We start from the raw sequence: 26,029 nt of genomic DNA, 5'->3' as shown, positions 1-26,029 counted from the left end.
CCTCAATGCAGAATGTGAAAATCGGATCGTCGTATTCGCGCGTATTGCTGTTGGCAACGTTTGTTATGGCGGTGGCTCTGTCGTTAGTTTCTATGCCGGCATCTGCCGCTACTGGCGCTCAGGAGCAGTTGCGTGCCTTCGTCGACCAGATCAAGTCTGCGACAGGATCATTTGCCCAGTACGTTGTGAGCGGGTCCAAAGGTCAGGCCCGTGCTCCGCAGCGCGGCAATTTTTCATTTCAACGCCCGGGTAAATTTAAATGGGATGTGACCCAACCCTATGCTCAGCAAATTGTCTCTGATGGTAAAGAGGTTTTTCAGATCGATCCCGATTTGAATCAAGTGACGGTTCGTCCAGTGAACAAGGCGATTGGATCCTCTCCCGCAGCGATTCTCTTCGGTTCGGGGTCGCTTGAGCAGAATTTCAAGGTATCGGCTTTGCCTGATCAAGATGGCTTGGCTTGGTTGCGTGCCGTTCCCCGTGATGGAGAAGCGGGCTTTGTGCATATTGAAATCGGTATGCGTGACAACTTACCTGTTCAGGTAAGACTGCTAGATGCCTTTGGGCAAACAACGCGTGTCGATTTGTCCAATGTTATTCCTAATCCGTCCTTGCCGGCATTGACCTTTACTTTCAATCCGCCCGCTGGTGTGGATGTTGTGCGCATGCAGTAAGCTTTCATGGCTGATCTGTTCAAAACCACCCCTATCGCGCCGCTAGCTGAGGCGTTGAGGCCCAATACCCTTGACGAGGTGATCGGTCAGCGCCATTTATTGGGGCCCGGTAAACCCTTGCGTGTTGCCTTCGAGTCAGGACGTCCGCATTCGATGATTTTGTGGGGACCGCCGGGAGTCGGCAAAACCACGTTGGCTCGATTGACCGCCCATGCCTTTGATTGTGCTTTCATTGCGATTTCGGCGGTATTTGCAGGTGTGAAGGAAATCCGGGCGGCGATGGAAGAAGCACAGTTCACGCTTGATCAACGCCGCAAACGCACTTTGTTGTTTGTGGATGAAATTCATCGTTTCAATAAGTCGCAGCAAGATGCTTTATTGCCGTTTGTCGAATCGGGGCTTGTGACGTTTATCGGTGCGACGACCGAAAATCCATCTTTCGAAGTGAATTCCGCGTTGTTGTCCCGCGCCCAGGTGTATGTGCTCGAGTCGTTAAGCGAAGACGAAATGCGGGATTTGCTTGCACGTGCCAGAGCAACAGTGCTTCAGGATTTGAGTTTCGAGGATGCGGCGGTCGATACATTGATCGGTTATGCCGATGGCGATGCCCGCAGGTTTTTGAATTTGCTTGAGCAGGCGAGCACTGCCGCACAAAATGCAGGCACGAACCTAGTGGACGCCAAGCTTGTCGAAAACGCTTTGAGCATGAATGCCAGGCGCTTCGATAAAGGCGGGGATAATTTTTATGATCAGATATCCGCTTTGCACAAATCTGTTCGCGGATCGAACCCGGATGCCGCGTTGTATTGGTTAACCAGAATGCTCGATGGCGGAGCGGATCCCAAGTATCTTGCCCGCCGCATTGTGCGTATGGCCTGGGAAGATATAGGCCTTGCGGATCCGCGCGCGATCCAGCTTGCCAATGATGCGGCGACAACTTACGAAAGGCTGGGCTCTCCCGAAGGTGAATTGGCGCTAGGTCAGGCTGTGATTTATCTGGCGGTCGCGGCTAAAAGTAATGCTGGTTACAACGCTTATAACCAGGCCGTCAGTTTCGTTAAAAAAGATCAATCCCGGCCGGTGCCGGTCCATCTGCGCAATGCACCGACCAAACTCATGAAAGAACTCGGATATGGCCATGCCTACCGATATGCTCATGATGAACCCGAGGCCTATGCTGCCGGGGAAACCTACCTGCCCGATGGGGTGCGCGATCCGGGTTGGTATCAGCCGGTTCAGCGAGGGCTTGAAATTAAAATCGCTGAGAAATTAAACCATTTGCGTCAACTTGATCGAGCGGCACGCATTGAGGCGAAAGGTAAAAAAAACGATGAGCAATCGTGAGCCCCTCAATCTTCGGTACCGTTGGGTCTGGTTTGTGGCATTCTGGCTAGCCGGCGTGGCTGCTGTTGGTTTGATCGCATGGCTTTTGCGCTGGCTGATCCGCTGGTGATCGGTTTGGTTGCCTAGGCGAGGTCCCGAGGCGGCTACAATAGGATTTTTACTGTATCCGTAGCCCGAATATCATGCTTGATCCCGCTTTGTTGCGTAAAGACCTGGATTCCGTTGTGCGCCGACTGGCATCACGTAAAGTCGACTTTCCGGTTGATGAATTCAATGCGCTGGAAGCGCGCCGCAAGGCCGTGCAGACCGAAACCGAAAATCTGCAGGCCGAGCGCAATGCGTTGGCAAAACAAATTGGTGCGCTTAAATCACGCGGCGAGGACGCTTCGGCTGTGATGGCGCAGTCACAGGCCATACCTGCACGCCTCAAAACTCTCGAAGGGGATTTGGCCGACATCCAGTTGCAGTTGAACGGCATCCTGATGACCACCCCGAATCTTCCACACGAAACCGTACCGGAAGGTGATGATAGTGACGCAAACGTTGAGGTGCGCCGATGGGTACCGACCCCTGATGCAGCCACCGGAAATCCGGCGCCTTTGGGGTTTGAACCTCGAGATCATGTGACGATTGGCGAGTCCATCGGGCTTGATTTTGATACAGCGGTCAAACTGTCGGGTGCGCGGTTTAGTTTCATGCGTGGTCCTGTTGCTAGGCTGCATCGCGCACTAGCCCAATTCATGCTGGACCTGCAAACCGGTCAGCATGGTTATACCGAGTGTTATACCCCTTACATCGTCAATGCATCGACTCTGCTTGGCACGGGACAATTGCCTAAATTCAAGAACGATATGTTCTGGGTAACGCGTGGGGGCGACGAGCCCACGCTTGACGAGCAAGGCAATGTGGTCAATGAAGAGCAGTACTTGATCTCGACTTCGGAGATTACTTTGACCAGTTTGGTCAAGGACAAGATCGTTGCGGCTTCAGAATTGCCCATCAAGTTGACAGCGCACACGCCATGCTTTCGTTCCGAAGCCGGTAGCGGCGGTCGCGACACGCGTGGATTGATCCGTCAGCATCAGTTCGACAAAGTCGAGATGGTGCAGATCGTTGCGGCACAGAATTCATATGACGCGCTGGAAGAAATGGCGGGTCATGCGGAGAAAGTGTTGCAATTGCTCGGCTTGCCGTACCGCGTGATGTTGTTGTGTACGGGCGATATGGGGTTTGGCGCAGCTAAAACCTACGATCTTGAGGTTTGGTTGCCTGCACAGAATACTTGGCGTGAAATCTCATCGGTTTCCAACTGCGAAACTTTTCAGGCTCGCCGGATGCAGGCTCGCGCACGTACCGAAGGCGGCAAGCCAGAGTTCGTTCACACTTTGAACGGTTCAGGTCTTGCTGTAGGAAGGGCTTTGGTGGCGGTGTTGGAGAACTACCAACAAGCGGACGGCTCGGTTGTCGTGCCAGAGGTGTTGCGTCCGTACATGGGCGGAGTCTCGGTTTTAGGGAAGTCGAACTGACCTTCCCGACAAACCGGAGTCGCATTTAGCGGCGATAGTGGCCGTGGTAAGGGCGATAGCCCCCGTAGTACCGATTGTTACTCGTAGCAATTAACGCTGCTGCACCACCGATCAGCGCTGTGGCAGCCAACACGCCACCATAGTTCGGTCCGACATAAACGGGTGCCGGGGCCATGTAGACGGGCGGGGCAGCCGAATAGACAACCGCTGGCGCAGCGGGCGCCGGGACGACATAAGTGGGGGGCATCGGCTGCACGGGCTGAGGCGCGACAAATACGGGTGGTGCATACGGATTCACAACTGTGTAACCGGGGCTACTTACCACATAAGCACCCCCAACCCAAGCCTGGGCTGAAGCAGTTCCCATCAAACCAATTGCACTTACGGCAGCGACTAAGAGTCTTTTCATGACTATCTCCAAAGGGGATCAAAATAACGACTTCCCCTTGAGACCATTTTAAATAAGTCACGTAAAAAAGGTACGAAATGGGATAAAAACCATGACCAAATCGAGTATCAGGTGTTTCAACTTGTTTCGATTGGGTGAAGGGGGTCGGTTGAGACTATCTATAAGCCGATTTCGAGCGATCTTTAGGCGACCTTTATTTGGACTTGGACGAAAATAGTCCGCGCAGGCGATCGAAAATAATCTGCAGGAATAGAGAGAATGGGTGAAGCTCCCGATGCGGCAGTGATGTAGCGGACGCGGGATCTCTGAGAATCTGTTCGATGTTTTTGGCAAAATCTTTCACTAATCTTCGAACGAATTCCTGCACCATTCCGGATCTGGAAAATTGCGCAAGCGGGCCTTGCAGCGTGTATGTCATATCAACATGGATGCGAGTCGTTTGAGCAGAAAGTGATTCGATGTGGTAGCTCACTTGACCTGTGGCATGAGACTGACTGAGTCGGTCGTTTCCGGTTCCGGTGAGGGTTGCGCTTTTAAGTGAATCATTCCGGTCAAGCGTAGCTGTACCTTCGAAGGATGCTTTCATCGGCCCGAACTTGACTGATACATTGCCATTGACATGATTGCCCTGCATATCGTGCACAGTTGCGCCGGGCAGGCAGCGAGCGACGTTTGGCAGATCAATCATCAGTTGCCAGACTTGATCCGCCGAAAAAGGTAAATCAAATGACTCCCTGATTTGTGTGCCTTGTCCGGGCTGGATTTTTGCCCCAGCGGTGTGCTTGTTTAACGGGGATTCAACTCTTGCGGATGTGGTTGGTGTCAATGCATCGAAGCCGATGTAGGAGGGGCTCTGTGCGCCAGTCGATGATGCCTGTTTCAATGCGCCGCCGTGGCCGGCTTTAATCAGTGCACGTAGTTTGTCAACGTCAGCGTCAGGGTGTAGTTTCAGGTCAGACAGGACAGCCATGATGGCCCCGACTATTCCGACATATCCAGTGCATCGACATAGATTTCCGGATAGTTCAGCACGCACGGTATGTTCGTCGGCCTCGGGTAATCTTAAAACGATGTCGCGCGATGTCGTGAGCATGCCGGGTGTGCAGTAACCGCATTGCAGCGCATGATGTTCTGAAAACTTTTTGCGCAGGCGCGACATGATCGGATCAGTGTCAAAGCCCTCAATTGTCGTGATGGCGTGGCCATCGCATGATGCGGCATAAGTGATGCAAGAGCGCACAGGTTTGCCGTCCAGCAATACAGTGCAAGCACCACAAACGCCATGCTCGCAACCCAGATGGGTGCCGGTCAGCTTGACTTGGTCGCGAATGAAATCACCCAGATGTGTTCTGGGGGTGACCTCTTGCGAAACAAATTGGTCATTGATGCGAATCGATATCCGGGTGGTGTTCATGCCGACTCCCTGATGTCGAAGGCGCGATCCAGACAGCGCATTACGGTCGTGGCATACATGTTCAAGTCAAGCATATCCCGCTCGGGTAAAGCGTCTTCGAGAACTTTTCTGATTCGTTCTTTAGCATTTGGGTGTGTTGAGCCTTGCCAGCCATCTTTGGCGATGGTTGTGGCTAAAGATGCGAGATGACGGGGGGCTCCATCAAGCGCACCAATTACAACATTGGCGACGCGATTGACCGGATCGAAATAAGCTGCGCAACTGCTCTCAGCAAACTCGCCAATCTTTCTGCAAAATTTGTAGTAGCCCCATTTGCTTGTTTCCGGCATTTCCGGAATTGTGATGGCTGTAATGATCTCGCTGGATTCGAGCACTGTCGTGTAGGCTGCCAGCATGAATTCGCTCATGTCGACTGATCGGGTTGACTGTTTCATATTTGATCGATCGGGTTTAGTCGCAATGTCGATCCGGGCATTCACAGCACTTGCCGCCAACACCCAGTCCGCAGCCGGATCCGCATGGGCGATGCTACCGCCTATCGTTCCGCGGTTGCGAACTGCGCGATAGGCGATATTTGCAGCAACTTTTCTCCAGGGGTGATGGGCGAGGGGGGCATATACGCCATCTTCGATTTCCGCATGCGTGATGCAAGCACCGATTCGAAGATACCCATTTTCACAGTGAACTTGACGCAACTCATCCAGACCGGATACATCGATAATTTGTGCAGGACGCGCCAGGCGCAAGTTCAACATCGGACCAAGGGATTGGCTGCCTCCCATGATTTTGCAATCCGCTTGCGGATCACTCAAAACGTTTAACGCTTGATCGAGGGTTTTCGCGTATGCGAAATCGAATGCCGCGGCTTTCACGAAGACGCTCCCTGAGCAATGGCAGAGAGAATTTTGCGCGGTGTGAGCGGTGTTTCCAGCAGTTCGGATGCTCCAATTCTTCTAAGCGCATCGTTTACTGCACCGAAAATGACGGCGGGTGGTGCGATGGCACCTCCTTCACCCATGCCCTTCGCGCCGAATTCGGTGTGCGGCGAAGGTGTTTCAAAGTGATCCACTCGTATTTTAGGAGACTCGGCTGCACCTGGCATGATGTAGTCAGCCAAGGTGGATGCGAGTGGTTGACCGAGACTGTCGTAGTTCATTTCTTCGAACATCGCGGTACCGATGCCCTGAACGATTCCGCCGATTGTTTGGCCTTCAACCACCATAGGATTCACCATTACGCCGCAATCTTCCACGCAGACATAATCTAGAATTTCAATCGCACCCAGTTCAGGATCGACCGCAACAACAGCAGCATGTGTTGCGTAGGTGAAGCATCCCGTATCCACTTTCGGTTTGTAGGCGGCGGATGTTTCCAGACCTTCGGGATCGACATCGGTAGGCAGCAATTGCGGATTGATGTACCAGGCATTTGCGATGTCATTGATCGATACGCTTGCTTTTGAGCAGACCACATTCGATCCTTCTAGATGAACATCATCGATTGATGTTTTCATCATGTGGGCGCCGATGTGTAGCAGACGGGGTAATAATTTTTTACAGGCCAGCGATACGGCGCCACCCGACATGACCAGAGATCGTGATGCATAAGTTCCGGTCGAAAAGGGCGTGAGAGCCGTGTCGCCATGAACCAGGCGGATTCGCGATATGTCTATCCCCAGTGTTTCATGCGCAATCTGTGCGAACGTTGTCTCCATGCCCTGGCCGTGGGAATGAACGCCTACGCGCATTTCAAGGCCACCATCCGGCGTGATTCGCACAAAGGCCTGGTCATATCCGGGAATGATGGGCGTGCCCCATGCCGCGAAAACAGAGGTGCCGTGCGCAGCTTGTTCGGTGTAGGTCGCCAAGCCAACGCCAATTAATTTACCGTCCGAGCGGGGGGCGGATTGCATGGCGCGGATACGATCAATATCAATCATCTCCAGAGCGCGCGTCACGCTTGCAGGGTAGTTGCCACTGTCGAAGTGTTTGTTTGTGACATTGACATAAGGCATTTGATCCGGCTTGACAAGGTTGAGTTGGCGCACTTCCCACGGCTCGATCCCGACCTCTTTGGCCAGAGCGTTCATGGTCAGTTCCATCGCAAAACATACTCCGGTACGAGCTACGCCACGGTACGGAACAAATCCAGGTTTGTTGGTGGCAACGCATTCGGAAACGCACCGGTAACCCTTGAAGTCATAAGGTCCCGGAAGGTTGCCGATCGCTTGTCCAGGTTCCAGGCCAATGGTGAAGGGCCAGACCGAATAGGCACCGCCATCAATCGTGATTTTTGCATCTAGGGCAAGTAGTCGCCCTGTCTTGTCCGCATAGGCGGTCATTTCGTAGTCGTGCTCGCGAGTATTCGCACCGGCAATCAAATGTTCCCTTCGATCTTCGATATAGCGAAATGGCCGTTTGTACGTTTTGGCCAGCCAGGCGATACAAATTTCTTCCTGTTGCAAGACGCACTTGTATCCGAATGCCCCACCAACATCGGGCGAGACCACTCGCACTTGTCCTTGCTCCATATTCAGAAACATGGCGATGGCCGTGCGAATCATGTGTGGTACCTGGGTCGCGCTGACGACGACAAGTTGATCGGCCTGATGGTCCCAATAGGCCAGCACAGCCTTTCCTTCCATGGGCACCATGCATTGGCGCGAAAGACTGATCTTGCGATGAACAATGACCTCAGCCTGTTTTGCGTATGTATCGAAATCCCGTTCGGCTTTAAGCGTCACAAAATGGTTGTTTTGCCAGTGGTCGTGAACAAGATTTCTATTAGCTTGCTTGGCGCTGTCGGTATTTGTGTAAACGGGAAGTTCATCGAATTCAACGTGAACCTGTTCGAGCAAGTCTTCGGCTTCTGCGCGCGATTGCGCATAGGCCATAACCATCGGCTCGCCTACAAATCTGACTTTGTCTTTAGCGAGCGGCGGTTGGGACGAGGCCTGATAGCTTGGAAGGGTCGAGTCGGCGACGATGTCCTGGGCATCCATCATTGCGCGCGAGTAGACCCGGCCGTTAAGTGTTTCAGGTATCCCTATGTGCTGGATGCGTGCATGCGCGATTGGGCTGCGCAAAAAAGCGACTTCGCTCAGACCGGGCATGGACATATCGGCAACGAACTGACCCTTGCCGTGCAAATGCCTGGCATCCTCTTTGCGTGCAACACGCGCACCGATTCCTTGTTTTTTGGTGTGCGTCCCCGAGTTGTTGCTGTGCGTCATTCGTTATTTAGGATGGATGAAATTTAACGGCGCGTCACAGCAGCAAACGTGTAGTTATCAAGAGACTGTTCTGCGACACGGAACCAGATGGCTTCTTCTTGCTGGAATTTTTTCCAGTCGGGAAAGATGGTGGCGAAATCCGGATTCTTTGCGCTGAGTTCGGTCCAGAGCTCCTGCGACGCGTTATAGCTCGCATCCATGATCTCCTTGGAGAAATAGCGCAACTGAGCTCCCGCAGCAATCAGTCTGCGCAACGCTCCGGGATTGACCGCATCGTAATGAGCGAGCATTTTCAAGTTCTGCTCGTTGCAGGCGACTTCAAAGGCTGCCTTGTATTGGGCTGGTAACGCGTTAAATGCTTTTTGGTTCACCATGGTGGTGATCGAGGCGCTACCCTCCCACCAACCCGGGGAGTAGTAATAAGGAGCGACCTTATTTAAGCCAAGTTTTTCGTCATCGTAAGGGCCAATCCATTCTGACGCATCGATCGTCCCTTTTTCAAGTGCGGAGTAGATATCGCTTGCAGGAATTTGTTGCGGAATGGCGCCCAGTTTGCTCATCACCATGCCACCGATCCCACCGATACGCATTTTCAAACCCTTGAGATCGGCGACAGTTTTGATTTCTTTTCGGAACCACCCACCCATCTGCACGCCGACGTTGCCGCATGTAAAGTTCAGAATCCCGTATTTTGCATAGACTTTACGCAGCATATCCATGCCACCACCGTAGTAAAGCCAGGCGTTGTGCTGACGCGCGTTCATGCCAAAGGACAGGCCCGTATCGAAGGCAAGTGCGGTGTTTTTACCGACGTAGAAAGTGCTCAGCACATGATTGCATTCGACTGCTTCGTTTGAAACCGCATCCATGTTTTGCTGTGCGGGTACGATCTCACCGCTTGGAAACGCGCGAATGTCGAATTTTCCGTCAGTCAGCGCGGCGACACGTTTGCACAGTTCATCGGCTGAGCCATAAATGGTGTTGAGGCTTTTAGGCCAGCTTGTTGACATCCGCCATTTGATCGCCGGATTTGACTGGGCGATAGCCGGAATTGCAACCGCAGACAAGCCGGCTCCGGACATGGTTGCGGCTTGGGTGAGAAATCGACGTCGTTGCATGACAGGCTCCTGAGATTGAAGACGTACATCAAACAAACTGCATGAAATGAGTGAAAACTTCACTACAAATTGCTACGTGGAATATCCGCTTTTTTTCAGCATACTGACAGGCTAGACAAAAATCAACAATATTAATTAGTAGGCTAACAATTAAAGTTACACCGGTTAGGGATAGCACTAATATGGAGCCGGCGCGGGGTATCAGGCGCTGGATCGGTGCATTCGGTTGTACCATCACATATACGGTTAGGAGCGAATTGCTTCAACTTCAATTGTCTGACAGGTGCGAGTGTGGGAAGAAACGATGGTGTGGTTAAGAAAAACGCTAAACCCGGACATACCATTTGGGATCGTCCCGGCTATCTCGTTCGACGTCTTCATCAGATCCATGTCGCAATGTTTCTCGAGCAGGTGGCTGATGGCGAGGTGACGCCCATCCAGTATGGATTGCTCAGCATTCTGGCGTCCCGCCCCAATATCGATCAGTTAACGATCGGCGAGGAGTTGGGCCTGGATCGTGCCAATGTCACCGACATACTCAAGCGTCTGGAGTCGCGCAAGCTCATTACACGTGTGGTGGATCCTGAAAACAGGCGCCGCAAGATTTGTCTGGCAACGCCCGCCGGACTTGCACTAGTCAAGCGCTATGAAAGACAAATGCAGGATTGTCAGAAACGATTGCTTAGCCCTCTGCAGCCTTCCGAGCGTCAGTTGTTCATGGATTTGCTTTCGCGACTTGTGGAGGCGAACAACGAAAGTGGACGAACATCCCTAAAGCCCAATGGCGATGCTTTTTCATCTGGGCGCACCGAAAAAATTAAAAAAAATCGTATTTGATCTTGCATTCAAGCTTCGGTTGAGGCTATTCTGCGTTTAAGTATTTGATTAGTACACAAACAATTAACCGCAACCCCTCGCGTAATTGGAGTCGAAACATGGCCGACTTATCGTTGGATTTTTGTGGCATCAAGTTCAAATCACCCGTCATCATCGCTTCGATCGAGACGACAAATAGTCCTGAAGTCATTCGAGAGTGTGTCGATGCGGGCGCAGCCGGGATGATCATTAAAACGTTAACCGATATCGAAGACATGGCGCGGTTGACGCAAAATTCGAAATACGCGATTCTCAACGAGAAGAACGAACTCATCAAAGGCAAGGTCAATAAAAATTTCGTCTTCTATAGCCGTTCGGGATATTCGAGCACGGGATTTCGCGAGTGGGTGCCTTATCTTAAAGAGCTCAACGCTTATGCCAATGACCATGGATCCAGGCTGATCGGTAGCGCGGGCGGAAAAACGGTTCAAAGCTGGGTCGATATTTGTCGAACAATCGAAGATTGCGGGCTGCCGATGGTCGAGCTCAATTTCGGATGTCCGCATCCTGCAATGATGCCCGGAGTGCATGGCGGATCGATGATCGGTCAGGATCCGGAGGTGGCGGCGGAAGTCACTGCCCGGGTATGCGAGGCTGTCGATATTCCGGTTCTGATCAAGTTGACGCCTGATCAATCGAGGGTGATGGATATCGCAAGAGCGGTGAGGGATGCGGGTGCCGCAGGGGTGACCGCGACCAATCGCTATACAGGATTTTCTGTCGATATCGAAACGGGCCAGCCTCGACTGGGCGGACCTGCCGGAATCGGTGGCGTATGGGCAAAGCCGCTTTCGTTGCGTTGGGTTCATCGCATCTATAACGAATTGGGCATGCCCATTACCGGATCGAATGGAATTTACGATCATCGCGATATCGTCGAATTCATCATGACCGGAGCCCCGCTTGTGCAGGTCGGCTCGGTATTGATGCTCAAGGGGATCAAGTATCTGCCCAGCATGATCAGCGGACTGGAAAACTTCATGGATACTCATGGATATCCGAACATTGAATCCATGCTGGGCATCGCTTCAAAGGCGGCCGTAAAGGATTATGGGGATCAGTTCAAAAAGCCCAGAATGCACAGTGAGATCAACGCCGACACCTGCAAGAATCCCACATGCACGATTTGTATCCAGACATGCTTTTACGATGCGTTGGCTCAAGGCCCCGATATCGTTAATGCCATCAGCAAGAATTGTATCGGATGCGAAATGTGCACTCAAACCTGCCCGTTCGATTCGACAAGTATGCACACGACAACCGAGGCGCAGCGTTCCGGCAAAGAATACTTCCAGATTTCGCAGGGTGTTTTCGAACCGGAAAAATTCGAGAAACCGTTCGAACGTGGCATCAAGCTTTCAAAGGTTCGTTAAGAGGCTGGGATGGCGGATAAGCATATGGACCAAAGTTATCGATTTGCGTTCGATATCGGTGGAACGTTCACCGATTGCGTGTTGTTGGGCTCAGAGGGATCGCTGTTGACGGCGAAAGTTCTGAGTGATCACGATAATGTGGTCGGCCCGATCCTAGCCGGATTAAAGCAAATGCTCCAAACCAATGGCTTGGATATTCGGCAGGTTTCCGATGTGGTTGTCGGTGCGACAACAGCTGTGACCAATCTGGTCATCGAGCGCAAGGGGGCGGTAACCGGGTTGATCACGACCAAAGGGTTTCGTGATGTCATCGAGATCGGTCGAGAAATTCGTTACGACCTTTATGACTTGACCGCTCCCGGACCGGATCCCGTTATTCCGAGAAACTTACGGGCAGAGATCGACGAACGTTTGGATGCTGCGGGCAATGTATTGCGTGCTCCATCGGATAGTGAAATCGAACAGGTCATCGGTGATTTGATATCCAGAGGCGCTCAATCGATCGCGGTATGTTTGTTGCATAGCTTCACCAATCCCGAGCATGAGCAAAAAGTAAAGAAGGTACTGATGCGAATCGCGCCGCAAGTGCCTATTTCCCTCTCGTCTGAAGTGCTGGGGGAGTTGCGAGAATACGAGCGCTCGGTGGCTACCGTGTTGAATGCCTATGTCATGCCGATGGTAGGTAGCTATCTCAGCACGATTGAAAACGGGTTGCGTGCGGCCGGTGTTCGGGCAACGTTACGGATCATGCAGTCCAATGGTGGCGTGATCTCGAGAGAGCTAGGCGAAAGAATGCCCATACGCATGCTGGAATCGGGTCCGGCCGCCGGTGCCTTGGGAGCGGCTCATGCCGCAAAACTCGCCGAAATGCCGGATGTGCTTGCCTTTGATATGGGTGGAACGACCGCGAAAGCATGCTTGATCGCCGATGGCAAGCCCTCTGTGACGACTGATTTTGAAGCGGCGCGGCTTCAACGATTCAAGAAAGGGAGTGGGCTGCCGGTACGATTGCCGACAGTCGACCTGATAGAGATTGGCGCCGGCGGGGGAAGTATCGCCCATATCGATTCGACCGGGTTGCTGAAAGTCGGGCCGCATAGCGCGGGATCGAACCCCGGACCAGCTTGTTATGGTTTGGGTGGTCAGCGGCCAACGGTAACGGATGCGGCTTTATTGATGGGTTATCTCGATCCTCAGGGCAACCTGAGCGGGGCGGTCACATTACGTCCGGATTTGGCGCAGGCGGCAATGTACGAGCATATCGCCAAGCCGCTGGGGATGTCGGTCATAGAAGCCGCGAACGGAATTCACAGAATCGTGTGCGAGCATATGGCTGCCGCTGCAAAAATACATGCTGTTGAAAAAGGCCAGGATGTCCGGCGCTATACGTTACTGGCATTTGGCGGAGCCGGTCCAATCCATGCCAGAGAGGTTGCCAGGCGAAGTGGCTGCAACGAAGTGCTTGTTCCGGCCAATGCCGGCGTGTTTTCCGCGTTTGGATTGTTGGTCGCCCCCATCAAGGTTGACACCGTCCGCACGCGGTTTACAAGGCTGGAGTCAATTGATTGGGGCGCCTGCGAAGCCCTGATGATCGAGATGCAGGCGTATCTTCGCGATCAACTGAGGTCCGCAGGGGTTGCCGATGAGCAGATGCGTTTCAGAAGAACCGCCGATATGCGTTATGTCGGACAAGGGTTTGAAGTCGAAACTGAATTGCCGGCCAGATTGCATGCAGGTGAGTTATCGGCGCTTGAAAGTCGCTTCAATCATGCATATGAAGCGCTTTTCGGTAGCTTCTTGAATAATCAAAAGACTGAAATCGTGAATTGGCGGGTTGAAGGATATGCAAATATTTCTTCCGTTTCAGGTAAGCATGCTCTTGCAGTCAATCGGCATGCAGCACAGACACGAACTCGTCAGGCATATTTTCCGGATATCCAGGCATTTGTCGAAACGCCGGTTATCCACGAATCCGCCTTGATTGCGGGTCAGCGCTATGAGGGACCTGCTTTGATTGAACAGGCCGGCTCGACTGTTGTCGTGGGGCCGGGTGACGCATATGGCCTGGATGCTTACGGCAATATTCGTGTCACTCTGAACCGTCGTTCGAGCCACTAGCTGAATCTGGCAAAAGGGAAACAGGATGAACCCGATTGATCTTGAAATTTACTGGAATCGTCTGATATCGATTACGGATGAGGCCGGAGCCGCATTGAAGCGCACTTCATTTTCGACCGTCGTGCGCGAATCGAATGATTTCGCCTGCGTTTTGCTCGACACGCAGGCAAGGCTCATTGCCCAGTCCTCCTTGAGCATTCCCGGCTTTATCGGTACCGCACCCTTGTCTTTGCAAGGCATGCTGAAAGTCTTTCCCAAAGAGACACTGCGCCCGGGCGATATTCTTTTTACGAATGATCCGTGGATCGGAACCGGGCATTTGCCGGATGCAACCATGGCGGCACCGATATTTTTGAAAGGCAAATTGATCGCGTTTGCGATTGCCGTTGCGCATTTGTCGGATATTGGTGGTCGACAATGGTCTGCCGACGCAAATGAACTTTATGAAGAGGGGATCAGATTTCCGGTCATCAAACTGGCCGAGCAGGGCAGATTCAATACGCTTGTGATGCAAATGCTTGAAACCAATGTTCGTTTACCGCAACAGGTTCGAGGCGATATCGAAGCGCAGGTTGGGGCCTTGGGCGTCGCTGAGCGCAGATTGGTTGAAATGCTCGAAGAATACGGACTCGACGATATCGAGGAAATTTCCCAGGCGATTTTCAATGCATCAAAGGAAGCCGCCCTCAGGGAATTGAGATTGATTCCACCGGGCGTATACCACGGTAGTGTCGAGTCCGATGGATTCGATGAAAAGGTCAGCATTCAAGCCACCATCACGGTGACGCATGAGGGCGTGACAGTTGACTACAGCGGCAGTTCGCCCCAAGTGCGCTACGGCATCAACGAAACGTTTAACCACACGTATGCGTACACGATTTTTCCATTCAAGTGCCTGTTGTCACCCGGTCTACCCAATAATGACGGGTTCACAAGATTGTTCAAGGTGATTGCGCCCGAAGGCACGATCGTCAACGCTCGACCACCTGCTGCGGTTGGTGCGCGCCATCTTATCGGGCATCAGTTACAGGCGGCGGTGTTCGAGGCGCTAGCATCGGTATTGCCGGATCGCGTACAGGCAGATAGCGGCACACCATTATGGTCGGTCTTGCTGCGAGGCGTCGATGTTCATAAGGGAAAATCATTTTCCACTATTCTGTTTTTCAATGGAGGGATGGGGGCGATGTCCGATCGCGACGGGCCTCCTGCGGCCGGATTTCCGGCCAATATTTCCAATACACCTATTGAGGTGGCCGAAACACTCGCTCCCGTTGTGTTTGGCCAGAAAAGTCTAGCTGACGGATCCGGCGGACAGGGAATGCATCAGGGGGGACTAGGACAGGTCGTGTCCTTCACATCGCGCTGGCCGGGACGATTGAGGGTTTCGTTGTTGACTGATCGAACACGCATTCCTGCTAAAGGAATACGCGGAGGTCAGGCCGGTAAGGTTGGCCATGTTTATTTAAATGGCCGCCCGGTCGATAACCCCAAAAGTGTTGTAGACATGAAAGAAGGTGATACGTTGGAATTGGCTCTTCCCGGAGGAGGTGGTTATGGCCAGTCATAATCAGGAAACAGTCACAGAGGTTCATCACTGGAACGAGTCTTTGTTTTCCTTCAAAACAACGCGGGACCCGGGTCTGCGATTCCGTAACGGTCATTTTGTGATGATTGGTTTGGAGGTTGATGGAAAGCCGCTCATGCGTGCATACAGCATCGCCAGTCCAAACTACGAGGAGCACCTCGAGTTTTTGTCAATCAAAGTGGACAATGGTCCATTGACTTCGCGGTTGCAACATATCAAGGTCGGTGACCCGATACTGATCGGTCAGAAAACAGTCGGAACGCTTGTTCTGGATGACCTGACTCCGGGGAAAAGACTGTTTTTGTTTTCAACAGGAACAGGGTTGGCTCCATTCATGAGCATCATTCAGGATCCTGAAACGTTCGAACGATTTGAAACAGTCATCCTGATTCATGGCGTGCGTACAGTGAGCGAGTTGGCTTATTCGGATTTTATTCGCGAAGAATTGCCCAAAAACGAATTTATAGGCGAGATGGTCAGTCGTCAGTTGATTTACTATCCGACAGTCACGCGTGAGGCTTTTAAACACACGGGTAGACTCACTGAGGCGATTCAGACGGGAAAACTATTCAAGGATATTGGACAGCCTGCGTTGTCCCCTGAAACCGACAGGGCCATGATATGCGGAAGTCCTGCCATGCTAAAGGAAACATCAGACATGTTGGACTCCGCCGGTTTCAAGGTTTCTCCAAGTGCCGGCGTGCAGGGTGACTACGTGATCGAGCGCGCCTTCGTCGAGCGATGAGAGTACGACTTATGTAGTACTCACTTGGATAATTGCCTCGATTTCGACTGGCATACCGTTTGGCAAGGATCCCATGCCAACGGCCGAACGTGCGTGTTTTCCTCGTTCGCCTAGTATTTCGACAAGCACATCCGAACACCCATTGATGACCTTGGGGTGTTGACCGAAATCCGGCTCTGCATTGACCATGCCAAGTAGTTTGACGATACCCTCAATGCGGTCTAGCGATCCAACGGCTTGTTTCACAGTCGCTAAAATTTGCAGGCCGATTTGACGTGAATCCGCATAGCCTTGCTCAACAGAGTAGTTCAGTCCCAAACGGCCAACTGGAATGCTGCCATCCGGGCGGCGAGGGCCTTGTCCGGACAGATAGAGCAAGTTACCAACCTGGCGCCACATCACGAAATTGGCGATCGGGGTTGGTACGGTCGGTAATTGAATGTTTAGTTCTTTCAGTTTTTGTTCCGGCGACATCGATGGCTCCATTTGTTTTGATTATCTACCCTGGAATTCGTACCCTGCATTCTCACATCGGTACAAATTCAAGTAAAGTGGGCTCTGAATTGAAAATAGAGATTTAAGGATTCCATGCGTTTAATTTCGAAAATACTGGCCATTTTCCTTTTGTCGGCGACGTCATTGTTAGTGATCCCTAACGTGAACGCCGGTGGGGTTCAGGGAAAATATCTAGCGAATCCATCCCATCCCAATCCCCCGTTTCCCTTTTTACAAGGTTCAAGCAAAACACAGGCAGATGAGGCGTGGGATGTATATCGCAAGAACATGGGTCAGCCCATGTCTTCCTGGGCAAAGGAAGAGATTCGTTACAAAGGTGACGGCACTGTGTTCTATCCATTTTCCGGGCCTGATTTCGTGACGGTATCGCAGCTGTATCCTGGTGCGACCCGGTATGTCATGGTTGCGATGCAAGCAGCCGGCGAACCGGCTTCGCTAGTGAATGCAAGTGCAAATCGCATCCAGAATTTTCAAGCTAAATTTTTACGTGAATGGTTAAAGTTCAGTCGACTAGGTTTCTTTCGCACTGATGATCTGAATCAGGATTTGCGGGATGGACAATCTCAAATTGGTGTCACGACGATTCTGATTACATTCGCGTTGTATTCAGGTTATGACGTCAACGAGGTGTATCCGATTGCTCTTGATCCCCAGACGGGTGATTTTGTGCGCTCACAAGGCCCGTGGAAATCGGTGCGACTCGTGATGTCCAAGGGCAACAAACCGGTTACGCTCGACTACGTCAGTGTTGATTTGTCCGATGGCCATCTGGCGACGATCGAACCAATGCGCAACTGGTTGAATAAGGTTTCGCATAATCCTGTTTTGCTCAAGGCGGCTTCGCATTTATTGCAGGAGCCTTATTTTTCGACATTGCGCGATATGCTCGTCGAGAATGCAACTATGGTGGTTCAGGATGAAACCGGGTTGAATTACACATACTTGGAAAAAATCGGCAAAGTCGAGTTGTATGGCGGCTTTCTGTATCCACACGAGTTGTTCAATCGCAAAAAGCAGGAGTCTCTGGCAAAAGCATACAAAGAAGCCGGTAACGTAAAGCCGGTTCCTTTTGCTTTCAGTTACAACAAGACCAATGAGCGCAGAAGCGTGCAAATCGTACGCCGTGTTTCACCGTAATTGAATCAGGGCTGTGCGCCCGTAAACGTCCGTCGACTGAAGTCCAGAACGGCGGCATTGAATCGATCGGCCTCGTCTACGAATATGGCATGTCCCGCTTGATCAAAAATTAAGACGGTCACCTTGTCGGGTGGCCGTTTTGTTTCCAGTGCTTCACCTTGGTCTTTATAGCGCGGGGTAATTGCGTACATGACCGGTATATCTTGCTTTTCAAGGGTTTCGCGCCAGTAAGTACGGGGATAGGGTTGATTAATCAACTCGATCGCCGCTTTGGGAGGGGCGCGCAGTGCCGACTCGACCACTGCCTGTGCGATTTCGGGAGGGGCAGGTTTGCGAAAAATATCCTTGCTGAACTGTCGTAAATATACTTCGCGCTTCTTGGGATCATTCATCGTTTGCGTGAAGTTCGAGGCGCGTCCACCGGGTGGTTTGCCTTCACCTACCGAATTATCGATTAGTATCAGGCCCTTGAGGTTTTTGGGGTGATAGCGCGCGACATAGTCAAGCGATTCGAGAACCCCTAGCGACCATCCTGCGAGAATGAAATCCTGGACATTGGCTGCTTTTAAGAATTCATCTATGTCCTGGGTTCGACGTAAGGGATCGTGTCCGGATTTTGCTATATCGGATTGACCGTGTGATCTTGGATCGAGAGCCAACACGCGATAGTGCCTGGATAGACTTTCAATTTGTGCATTGAATACGGCGGCGGGCATGATCCAGCCCGGAATCAGCACGAGCGTTTGTTTGCTTTGATCCGGATTGTTTGCGGCCTCGATGTAATGCAGCCGAACACCATCGGATGTTTTGAAATAATGGTGTTTTATGACATTAGTCATTTTGGTTGCGCTGTCCGTTCGAGTCGTTGAATCATTCACGCTTTGTCCATGCACCGGAGAAGATAGCGCGAAGAGCACTACCTGCAATATCAACAATGCTTGAAAATAGCGAGTCAAGATCATTTTCGTCAATGCGTTCTATTTATTTTCTTGATTAAGAATTCGAGCCAATCGGTCAACCGTGTTTTTTCTGACGATATTCACGGCACTCCATAGAGAATAGTATTGATTCAAGTGGTTGGGGGGGATGATCAATTCACTGATGGCTTCTTCGAGCGCATTGAGCTCGGCCAGATTTTCCTCGAATTCCTCTTTGTTTTGAGCCCGTAGCATCTGGGATTCAATCTGTCGCAAATTTTCATAGGCGGTACTGAGCTCGATTCGTACGCGCGTCAGTCTATAGTTCGGTAGCATTTTGAATAAGGGAAATGCGACAGTGACGATCGCTAAAAGCAGCAGCCACATTCTGTCTATGAAACTTGCCACCCAGAATGGCAGGAATCGTGCAGCAATCGGAGTTCCGGATTCAAAATAATGTTTAGCAATCGGACTTAGAGGAACGGAGTGATCCCGATATGAAGGAAATTCGTCCGGACGTGCAAAAAACTGATCTCTTGCATCGCCGAATTCGTCGGAGGCCATCATGAATAGCAACTGAATTGCAGGATGCAAATCCTCTTCAACCAATAGAACCATACTCGACGAAACCATTTTGATATTGGATTTCGGAAAGATGCTTTCCAGATTCAAAGAACCTCTAGGAATGGTGACCATGTCGAGGTAAGGTAATTTCTTTTCGTAAGCAGGAGCCATTGAAAAGTTATAAACGTGAATGTCCGGGGCCTTGAGGAGTCTTTGAACGATAGGCGAATCTAAACCATCGGCAATGAACATTGCATCGAGGTCGCCTTTAAGCAGCTCATCAGCTGCTGTAGCATGAGTCAGATAATGCAGGTTTTTTGGATTTTCAATCAGTGGTTTGTGCAACGTCATCAATTCTTTCAGCAAGGCTAGCGTGCCGGATCCTGGCGCACCTACCGAAACTTTCTTTTGAGAGAAGTGAACAAACGGGTCATCGCCCTCATAAAGCGTGCCACGATAGAACAACCAAAGCGGAACCTGCTGGACGCTTCCGAGCGAGATGATTTTTGGGAACTCTTTCTTTTTGATCGTTCCCGCAAGTAAAAGAGCACTTTGAATATCGTTTTTATGTATCAGCTTGGTCAGGTTGTCTTGAGAACCGATTGTTTCGACGATGTTCAGGTCGATGCCATGCTTTTTAAAATATTTGGCATATCGGTTCGCCATGATGTTGAAAGAGGAGTCGACCTGACCGGCCGCAATCTTGACCTCTTTGGGCGGATACGGTTTGGCATAAATAATCAAGGCAGCGACGAGGCCGATGAACACCAGGGCCAGGGGCCATTCGTTTTTGAATAATTCCTTCCAGGATGCGATCTCAAGTTTGAACGCATCCATGCTATAGCGAATGAAAGATTTCTTATTCAAATGAAGATGCTTAGGCTGTTTGCTCATAATCCTGACTTAACGAGGGCTACTTAATTACCCGGGTAGATGGCGATAATGCTTTGCCAATTCATTGAACGCATCAATTTCAGGATCAATGCCGGTTTCTTCCTTTAAGATTGTACCCACTGCGAATGACATTGATTCTGCCAGTCGCGCATCCAAAAACAGGATGCGCGATCGTCTTGCCAAAACATCTTCGACGCGTCGCGCGTACTCATAACGAGCTGCGAAGCGCACCATGGCTTCGGTCAGGCCGCCACCTAACTCATGATTCGATCCCGGCAGACTCAAGACAGTATCGGCTTCATCTCCATAGGCCGCTATACCGGGCGCCTGACCGATCGAATGCGAAACGTTTGCATTTGTTTGCGCGCCAATTAGTCGGATTTCATCGGTCTTTGAAGGCTCAATATCAGGCAACAGGCCGGCCGACACGCAATGCTGCAAGGCATCTTGTGCCATCGCGCGATAAGTGGTCCATTTTCCGCCTGTGACGGTGACAAGATGGCCGGGACTGATCAGGACAGTGTGCTCGCGGCTCATTTTTTTTGTGTTCGTGCCATCGTTTTGTATGGGCTTGACCAGCGGACGCAGTCCAACCCATATGCTCAAAATATCGGAGCGCTTGGGTGCAATCTCTAGGTAGCGAGCGGATTCGCGCAGAATGAATTCAAGCTCTTCCTTGAACGGATCGGGTTCTCTGCTTAGATCATGGCGGGGCGTATCCGTCGTTCCGATGATGACTTTGCCTAGCCACGGTACTGCGAATAGAACACGTCCATCCGTAGTGTGAGGAACAATCATGGCGTGATTGCCCGGCAAAAACTTTTTGTCTACTACGATATGAACCCCTTGGCTGGGCGCAACCATATCCTCGACCGGTTTATCGGAATCTTGCAGGTCGAGTCGCCGAATGGCATCGACCCAGACGCCAGTGGCATTGATTACGCAGCTTGCTTTGATTTCATATTGCCGGTTTGTTTCGCAATCTTGCACCCGCAGGCCTGCAACTATATTGTTTTGATGTATCAGCTCGACTACTTTGCAGTAATTGATCAGTAATGCGCCTTGCTGCGCCGCCGTGCGTGCGATGGCGATCGATAATCTCGCATCGTCGAATTGGCCATCCCAGTATTGAACCGAGCCTTTTAATCCCTTTGCGATAATGTTGCCAAGCGTGCTTTTGGTTGATTGGGAACCCAGAAACTTCGTGCGACCCAGTCCACGTTTGCCGGCAAGTGCGTCATACATGATCAGCCCCGTGCCAAAGAACGGGATTTCCCAGTATTTGTAGCAGGGCATCAGAAAGGATAGTGGTTGGGCCAAATGAGGGGCGTTACGCAGAATCGTCGCACGCTCGTGCAAAGCCTCATGGACAAGTGAAACATTGCCTTGCGCGAGGTATCGCACGCCGCCATGCACAAGCTTGGTTGACCGTGAAGAGGTTCCTTTGGCGAAATCATCCGACTCGAACAATACGACCGATAACCCTCTGCTAGCGGCATCAAGCGCAATGCCTAAACCCGTTGCACCGCCGCCGATAATGGCGAGGTCATATTCATTCTTTTGAATTAGGCGATCGAATAATTCGGCGCGCTTGAATGGTGCGGCGGTTTTTTCGAAGTTATTTTGCATGATTAGTCCATGGCCCATTCGCGCGCACGTTCTACCGCCTGAGACCAGCGCTTGAGTTTGGAGGCGCGAGCGTCGCTTGACATTGTGGGCTCGAATTTCCTGTCGATGGTCCATTGTGAGGTGATCTGTTCTGCATCTCTCCAGACTCCAGTCGCAAGACCGGCTAGATATGCGGCTCCAAGCGCAGTTGTTTCAGTGACATGTGGCCTGATGACCGGTATTCCGATAAAGTCAGCTTGCATCTGCATCAATAAATCATTTTTGGAGGCTCCTCCATCCACCCGGATTTCGGTGAGATCGATGCTTGAATCACGCACCATGGCATCAAGCACGCCAGCAACTTGAAGCGCAATTCCTTCCAGCGCTGCGCGTGCGATGTGCGCACGGGTTGTTCCGCGTGACATTCCAACAATGGTTCCTCGCGCATGGCCGTCCCATATGGGTGCGCCGATGCCTGTGAAAGCGGGAACCAGATAAGTATCCTCGACATCCTTAACCGACCTGGCAAGTGCTTCGACTTCGGCAGCGGATTGAATGATTCCTAGCCCGTCGCGCAACCATTGAATGGTTGCGCCACCCATAAAGACGGATCCTTCCAGACAATAGTGTGTCCCCGACGCAGGATATTGCCAGCCGATCGTGGTCAGCAACCGATTCACACTGGGTACGGGTGTTGACCCGGTGTTCAGCAACATGAAGCAACCTGTTCCGAAGGTGATTTTTGCCATTCCGGGCTTAAAACAAGCTTGTCCGAAAGTGGCTGCTTGTTGATCGCCTATGACCGATGCGATTGGAATGCTTATCCCCAAAAGTTTGGAATCGGTTGTGCCAAGGATCCCGGAGCTTGGGACGATTTTGGGCAGTACAGCGCGTGGTATGTCGAACAATTCGAGTAATGATTCATCCCAGTCCTGTGAGTGGATGTTGTACAGCATGGTGCGAGAGGCGTTGCTCGGGTCGGTGGCATGCACTTGGCCTGCGGTCAGGTTCCAGACGAGCCAAGAGTCGATTGTGCCGAAAGCTAATTCACCGCGCTCTGCTCTTGCACGTGCTCCGGGTATGTTATTCAAAAGCCAGCGTAATTTAGTTGCTGAAAAGTATGAATCCGGAATCAGGCCGGTTTTTGTTTGTATCAGAGCCTGATGACCTGTTTGGCGCAATGACTCGCAATAGTCGGTGGTGCGACGATCTTGCCAGACGATGGCGTTGGCAAGAGGCAAGCCGGTGGTTCGATCCCATAGAACAGTTGTTTCGCGCTGATTCGTAATGGCGATCGCGGCAATATCATTACCTTGATGCTTATTCGCAGCCTTATGCCCGTCGAGAAGCTCTTTTGCGACGGATAGTTGAGAATTCCAGATGGCCATCGGATCGTGCTCGACCCATCCGGGTTGCGGGAAGATCTGATCGAATTCCTTCTGAAAAGATTGAATGAATTCACCCGACTCGTTAAATAGGATAGCTCTGGAACTTGTCGTGCCCTGATCCAGTGCGAGTATGTATGTCATAAGTTTCCTGCATCAGTGCGTATCGCACCCGTTTGCGCCGCAGGGCAATAATCCGCGAATCAATAGTATTCACTGTACACAAAGTTTTGCTTCAGACCAACCAGTCGTGTTACAAGAATATTACAGCTGGCACAATCTGTGTGTCATAAATAAACTGTAAAGTCTGCCGGTCAAAAAATTGAGGGTAACTTCCATGAAATCGAAACGTAATCTGTCGGCTTTTGCCGGTGCAATGACTTTGTCCTTAGGTGCATTTTTAGGGGGCTCTGCGCAAGCGCAAACTGAGATTCAATGGTGGCACGCCATGGGCGGCGCTTTGGGCGAGTGGGTGAACGACCTGGCTAAAGACTTTAATGCGAGCCAAACGACATATAAAGTTGTGCCTACGTTCAAGGGAACCTATGACGAGGCCATGACAGCCGCGATCGCGGCGTTTCGAGCCGGCAATGCCCCGCATATCCTGCAGGTCTTCGAAGTAGGGACTGCGACGATGATGGCTAGCAAGGGGGCGATTCAGCCTGTTGCCGGCGTTATGAAGTCTGCTGGCGCTCCCTTCGACCCAAATGCATACGTTCCTGCAGTTGCTGGCTATTACACTGCGCCGAATGGTGAAATGTTGAGCTTTCCGTTCAATAGTTCGACTACGGTATTTCACTACAACAAAGATGCATTCAAAGCTGCCGGCCTGGATCCCGAAAAGCCTCCCGTCACCTGGCCTGAAGTCATGGCGGCCGCTGCAAAGCTGAAGGCTTCCGGTCACGCCTGTCCTTTTACGACCAGTTGGGTAAGCTGGACGCAACTCGAGAGTTTCAGCGCCTGGCATAACACCGAATTTGCGTCCAAGGGTAATGGCATGCAGGGCACGGATGCACGTTTGACGTTCAATTCTCCCTTGCACGTCAAACATATCGAGAACCTGGCTCAAATGGCCAAGAAAGGTGAATTTGTTTACAAAGGTCGTGGCAATGCCGCTGATGCAGTATTTGTATCAGGCGAATGCGCGATGATCACCGGATCTTCTGCTCTTTACGGCAATATCAAGCGAAATGCCAAATTTGCCTCGGGTATTTCGACTTTGCCTTATTACGCAGATGTCCAAGGCGCTCCGCAAAACACAGTGATCGGTGGCGCCAGCCTGTGGGTGATGTCGGGTAAAAAGGCTGACGACTATAAAGGTGTGGCCCAGTTTTTCGCATTCTTGTCCAAGCCTGAGGAGGCCGCCAAGAGTCATCAGAGAACCGGCTATTTACCACTGACGATTGCCTCGTTCGAACTGACGGACAAGTCCGGCTTTTACAAGCAAAACCCCGGAACTGAAGTTGCGGTGACCCAGATGATCCGCAAAACGACCGACAAATCTCGTGGAATTCGCTTAGGCAATTTTGTGCAGATCCGAACAATCATCGATGAAGAACTCGAACAGGTCTGGTCGGGCAAAGTTGCTCCCAAAGTTGCACTGGATAACGCGGTCAAGCGGGGCAATGAACAGCTGGAACGTTTTCAGAAAGCCAATAGCCGTTAATCGATTGCATCACGAGTCACTCACGGAGCACTGACGGGAATTCGAATGGAAAAGAATGTTCGATTTAATTCACGTTGGCTTCCGTGGGTGTTGATTGCGCCGCAAATGGCAGTAGTATTGGTGTTTTTCTTCTGGCCGGCCGGTCGCGCGCTTTATCAAAGCGTGTTGAGCCAGGATGCATTCGGTACATCGACCGAGTTCGTCGGTCTTGAAAACTTTACGCGATTATTTGCGGATGCCACTTACTTGCAGTCCTTTCAGACCACTGCGATTTTTTCCGTTCTGGTTGCAGTATGTGGTTTGTCCATTGCACTTTTATTGGCCGTGATGGCGGATCGAGTGGTGCGTGGTGCGGGTATTTATAAAACCTTGCTGATCTGGCCCTATGCAGTGGCGTCCGCCGTGGCGGGGGTTGTCTGGCTGTTCATGTTCGCTTCTCCCATGGGAGTCGTTGCGTATCTGTTGCGCATGATGGGCATGGATTGGAATCATTTGCTTGACCCTGCCGATGCGATGGCTTTGATCGTGATGGCCGCTGTATGGAAACAGCTTTCCTATAACTTCCTATTTTTTCTGGCCGGATTGCAGTCCATTCCCCGTTCGTTGATCGAGGCCGCGGCAATCGATGGCGCTTCTCCCTGGTATCGCTTCAGGACAATCGTATTGCCGCTTTTGTCGCCGACAACATTCTTTTTGCTTGTAATCAACGTGGTGTATGCGTTTTTCGATACCTTCGCAATCGTTGATGCCGCCACGCATGGTGGTCCGGGTAAGGCAACATCCATCCTCGTTTATAAAGTTTACTACGATGGCTTTAAGGCAATGGATCTTGGCGGCTCTGCGGCTCAGTCCGTCATCCTGATGATGATCGTCATCGCACTTACTGTAGTTCAATTCAAATTCGTCGAACGCAAGGTGCAATACTGAC

The 26,029-nt window shown here is 51.4% G+C and carries 22 protein-coding genes; 12 read left to right on the top strand and 10 right to left on the bottom strand.

The window, feature by feature from the left end; all coding sequences use genetic code 11:
• Positions 1-5: 5 nt before the first annotated feature.
• The 4 genes from lolA to serS all read left to right on the top strand — a co-directional run bounded on the left by lolA (position 6) and on the right by serS (position 3,544).
• Complete coding sequence (gene lolA / locus G3I67_RS06410; RefSeq protein WP_163652742.1) at positions 6-674, top strand: outer membrane lipoprotein periplasmic chaperone LolA; 669 nt, start codon at positions 6-8, stop codon at positions 672-674.
• Positions 675-680: 6 nt separating this feature from the next.
• Positions 681-2,018, top strand: coding sequence for a replication-associated recombination protein A (locus tag G3I67_RS06405; RefSeq protein ID WP_163652739.1), 1,338 nt, complete (start codon positions 681-683; stop codon positions 2,016-2,018).
• Complete coding sequence (locus G3I67_RS15075; RefSeq protein ID WP_163652736.1) at positions 2,005-2,127, top strand: DUF2474 domain-containing protein; 123 nt, start codon at positions 2,005-2,007, stop codon at positions 2,125-2,127. The genes G3I67_RS06405 and G3I67_RS15075 overlap by 14 nt, the downstream gene beginning before the upstream one ends.
• Before the next feature lie 73 nt (positions 2,128-2,200).
• The gene (gene serS, locus G3I67_RS06395; RefSeq protein ID WP_163652734.1) at positions 2,201-3,544 is read left to right on the top strand and encodes a serine--tRNA ligase; all 1,344 of its coding nucleotides are present in this window, start codon (positions 2,201-2,203) and stop codon (positions 3,542-3,544) included.
• Positions 3,545-3,569: 25 nt separating this feature from the next.
• Here serS and G3I67_RS06390 read toward each other — a convergent pair whose 3' ends face one another.
• From G3I67_RS06390 to G3I67_RS06370, 5 genes are all read right to left on the bottom strand, one after another.
• Complete coding sequence (locus G3I67_RS06390) at positions 3,570-3,953, bottom strand: hypothetical protein (RefSeq protein ID WP_163652731.1); 384 nt, start codon at positions 3,951-3,953, stop codon at positions 3,570-3,572.
• Between the two features lie 193 nt (positions 3,954-4,146).
• The gene (locus G3I67_RS06385; RefSeq protein WP_163652728.1) at positions 4,147-5,367 is read right to left on the bottom strand and encodes a xanthine dehydrogenase family Fe-S subunit; all 1,221 of its coding nucleotides are present in this window, start codon (positions 5,365-5,367) and stop codon (positions 4,147-4,149) included.
• Positions 5,364-6,239, bottom strand: a complete 876-nt coding sequence (locus tag G3I67_RS06380) for an FAD binding domain-containing protein (RefSeq protein WP_163652725.1) — start codon at positions 6,237-6,239, stop codon at positions 5,364-5,366. The genes G3I67_RS06385 and G3I67_RS06380 overlap by 4 nt, the downstream gene beginning before the upstream one ends.
• A complete protein-coding gene (locus tag G3I67_RS06375) occupies positions 6,236-8,599 on the bottom strand; it encodes a xanthine dehydrogenase family protein molybdopterin-binding subunit (RefSeq protein WP_163652722.1) in 2,364 nt (787 codons plus the stop codon). Before G3I67_RS06375 ends, G3I67_RS06380 begins: the two co-directional genes overlap by 4 nt.
• 23 nt (positions 8,600-8,622) lie before the next feature.
• Positions 8,623-9,717 (bottom strand): TRAP transporter substrate-binding protein, encoded by a 1,095-nt coding sequence (locus tag G3I67_RS06370; RefSeq protein ID WP_163652719.1) that lies wholly within the window; start codon positions 9,715-9,717, stop codon positions 8,623-8,625.
• A gap of 291 nt (positions 9,718-10,008) precedes the next feature.
• Between G3I67_RS06370 and G3I67_RS06365 the strand changes: the two genes are divergently transcribed.
• The 5 genes from G3I67_RS06365 to G3I67_RS06345 all read left to right on the top strand — a co-directional run bounded on the left by G3I67_RS06365 (position 10,009) and on the right by G3I67_RS06345 (position 16,414).
• The gene (locus tag G3I67_RS06365; protein ID WP_163652716.1) at positions 10,009-10,554 is read left to right on the top strand and encodes a MarR family winged helix-turn-helix transcriptional regulator; all 546 of its coding nucleotides are present in this window, start codon (positions 10,009-10,011) and stop codon (positions 10,552-10,554) included.
• A gap of 98 nt (positions 10,555-10,652) precedes the next feature.
• A complete protein-coding gene (locus G3I67_RS06360) occupies positions 10,653-11,966 on the top strand; it encodes a tRNA-dihydrouridine synthase (RefSeq protein WP_163652713.1) in 1,314 nt (437 codons plus the stop codon).
• A 24-nt stretch (positions 11,967-11,990) separates the two neighbouring features.
• Complete coding sequence (locus G3I67_RS06355; RefSeq protein ID WP_163652711.1) at positions 11,991-14,084, top strand: hydantoinase/oxoprolinase family protein; 2,094 nt, start codon at positions 11,991-11,993, stop codon at positions 14,082-14,084.
• A 25-nt stretch (positions 14,085-14,109) separates the two neighbouring features.
• Positions 14,110-15,651, top strand: a complete 1,542-nt coding sequence (locus G3I67_RS06350) for a hydantoinase B/oxoprolinase family protein (RefSeq protein WP_163652708.1) — start codon at positions 14,110-14,112, stop codon at positions 15,649-15,651.
• The gene (locus G3I67_RS06345) at positions 15,638-16,414 is read left to right on the top strand and encodes a ferredoxin--NADP reductase (RefSeq protein ID WP_163652706.1); all 777 of its coding nucleotides are present in this window, start codon (positions 15,638-15,640) and stop codon (positions 16,412-16,414) included. The genes G3I67_RS06350 and G3I67_RS06345 overlap by 14 nt, the downstream gene beginning before the upstream one ends.
• A gap of 9 nt (positions 16,415-16,423) precedes the next feature.
• Here the strand turns inward: G3I67_RS06345 and G3I67_RS06340 are convergent, their stop codons facing one another.
• Positions 16,424-16,888: a RidA family protein gene (locus G3I67_RS06340; protein WP_163652703.1), complete on the bottom strand. Its 465-nt coding sequence runs from the start codon at positions 16,886-16,888 to the stop codon at positions 16,424-16,426.
• A 114-nt stretch (positions 16,889-17,002) separates the two neighbouring features.
• Here G3I67_RS06340 and G3I67_RS06335 point away from each other — a divergent pair, with 114 nt between their 5' ends.
• Positions 17,003-18,067, top strand: a complete 1,065-nt coding sequence (locus G3I67_RS06335) for a hypothetical protein (protein WP_163652700.1) — start codon at positions 17,003-17,005, stop codon at positions 18,065-18,067.
• Positions 18,068-18,072: 5 nt separating this feature from the next.
• On the opposite strand, the gene G3I67_RS06330 is transcribed toward G3I67_RS06335, so the two are convergent.
• From G3I67_RS06330 to glpK, 4 genes are read right to left on the bottom strand one after another with little or no spacing between them, the layout of a single operon-like run.
• On the bottom strand, positions 18,073-19,023 hold the full coding sequence (locus G3I67_RS06330) for an alpha/beta fold hydrolase (protein WP_163652697.1): 951 nt from the start codon (positions 19,021-19,023) through the stop codon (positions 18,073-18,075).
• A gap of 21 nt (positions 19,024-19,044) precedes the next feature.
• Positions 19,045-20,442 (bottom strand): TAXI family TRAP transporter solute-binding subunit, encoded by a 1,398-nt coding sequence (locus G3I67_RS06325; RefSeq protein WP_163652694.1) that lies wholly within the window; start codon positions 20,440-20,442, stop codon positions 19,045-19,047.
• 27 nt (positions 20,443-20,469) lie between these two features.
• Positions 20,470-22,071 (bottom strand): glycerol-3-phosphate dehydrogenase/oxidase, encoded by a 1,602-nt coding sequence (locus tag G3I67_RS06320; RefSeq protein ID WP_163652691.1) that lies wholly within the window; start codon positions 22,069-22,071, stop codon positions 20,470-20,472.
• Positions 22,072-22,073: 2 nt separating this feature from the next.
• The gene (glpK, locus tag G3I67_RS06315) at positions 22,074-23,579 is read right to left on the bottom strand and encodes a glycerol kinase GlpK (RefSeq protein WP_163652688.1); all 1,506 of its coding nucleotides are present in this window, start codon (positions 23,577-23,579) and stop codon (positions 22,074-22,076) included.
• Between the two features lie 193 nt (positions 23,580-23,772).
• Here glpK and ugpB point away from each other — a divergent pair, with 193 nt between their 5' ends.
• Complete coding sequence (gene ugpB, locus G3I67_RS06310) at positions 23,773-25,101, top strand: sn-glycerol-3-phosphate ABC transporter substrate-binding protein UgpB (RefSeq protein WP_163652685.1); 1,329 nt, start codon at positions 23,773-23,775, stop codon at positions 25,099-25,101.
• 45 nt (positions 25,102-25,146) lie between these two features.
• Positions 25,147-26,028, top strand: coding sequence for a sn-glycerol-3-phosphate ABC transporter permease UgpA (ugpA, locus tag G3I67_RS06305; RefSeq protein WP_163652682.1), 882 nt, complete (start codon positions 25,147-25,149; stop codon positions 26,026-26,028).
• The last annotated feature ends 1 nt before the right edge of the window (position 26,029 follow it).

Source organism: Sheuella amnicola, assembly GCF_010499255.1.
In the GTDB taxonomy this organism is placed as follows: Bacteria; Pseudomonadota; Gammaproteobacteria; order Burkholderiales; family Burkholderiaceae_B; genus Zwartia; species Zwartia amnicola.
Note: the sequence above shows the minus strand (reverse complement) of the source record. Positions and strands in the feature narration are given on the sequence as shown.

Coding starts and splice junctions, on each gene's coding strand:
- lolA (WP_163652742.1), top strand. CDS start 6: ATGCAGAATGTGAAAATCGGATCGTCGTATTCGCGCGTATTGCTGTTG.
- G3I67_RS06405 (WP_163652739.1), top strand. CDS start 681: ATGGCTGATCTGTTCAAAACCACCCCTATCGCGCCGCTAGCTGAGGCG.
- G3I67_RS15075 (WP_163652736.1), top strand. CDS start 2,005: ATGAGCAATCGTGAGCCCCTCAATCTTCGGTACCGTTGGGTCTGGTTT.
- serS (WP_163652734.1), top strand. CDS start 2,201: ATGCTTGATCCCGCTTTGTTGCGTAAAGACCTGGATTCCGTTGTGCGC.
- G3I67_RS06390 (WP_163652731.1), bottom strand. CDS start 3,953: ATGAAAAGACTCTTAGTCGCTGCCGTAAGTGCAATTGGTTTGATGGGA.
- G3I67_RS06385 (WP_163652728.1), bottom strand. CDS start 5,367: ATGAACACCACCCGGATATCGATTCGCATCAATGACCAATTTGTTTCG.
- G3I67_RS06375 (WP_163652722.1), bottom strand. CDS start 8,599: ATGACGCACAGCAACAACTCGGGGACGCACACCAAAAAACAAGGAATC.
- G3I67_RS06370 (WP_163652719.1), bottom strand. CDS start 9,717: ATGCAACGACGTCGATTTCTCACCCAAGCCGCAACCATGTCCGGAGCC.
- G3I67_RS06360 (WP_163652713.1), top strand. CDS start 10,653: ATGGCCGACTTATCGTTGGATTTTTGTGGCATCAAGTTCAAATCACCC.
- G3I67_RS06355 (WP_163652711.1), top strand. CDS start 11,991: ATGGACCAAAGTTATCGATTTGCGTTCGATATCGGTGGAACGTTCACC.
- G3I67_RS06350 (WP_163652708.1), top strand. CDS start 14,110: ATGAACCCGATTGATCTTGAAATTTACTGGAATCGTCTGATATCGATT.
- G3I67_RS06345 (WP_163652706.1), top strand. CDS start 15,638: ATGGCCAGTCATAATCAGGAAACAGTCACAGAGGTTCATCACTGGAAC.
- G3I67_RS06340 (WP_163652703.1), bottom strand. CDS start 16,888: ATGTCGCCGGAACAAAAACTGAAAGAACTAAACATTCAATTACCGACC.
- G3I67_RS06335 (WP_163652700.1), top strand. CDS start 17,003: ATGCGTTTAATTTCGAAAATACTGGCCATTTTCCTTTTGTCGGCGACG.
- G3I67_RS06325 (WP_163652694.1), bottom strand. CDS start 20,442: ATGAGCAAACAGCCTAAGCATCTTCATTTGAATAAGAAATCTTTCATT.
- G3I67_RS06320 (WP_163652691.1), bottom strand. CDS start 22,071: ATGCAAAATAACTTCGAAAAAACCGCCGCACCATTCAAGCGCGCCGAA.
- glpK (WP_163652688.1), bottom strand. CDS start 23,579: ATGACATACATACTCGCACTGGATCAGGGCACGACAAGTTCCAGAGCT.
- ugpB (WP_163652685.1), top strand. CDS start 23,773: ATGAAATCGAAACGTAATCTGTCGGCTTTTGCCGGTGCAATGACTTTG.
- ugpA (WP_163652682.1), top strand. CDS start 25,147: ATGGAAAAGAATGTTCGATTTAATTCACGTTGGCTTCCGTGGGTGTTG.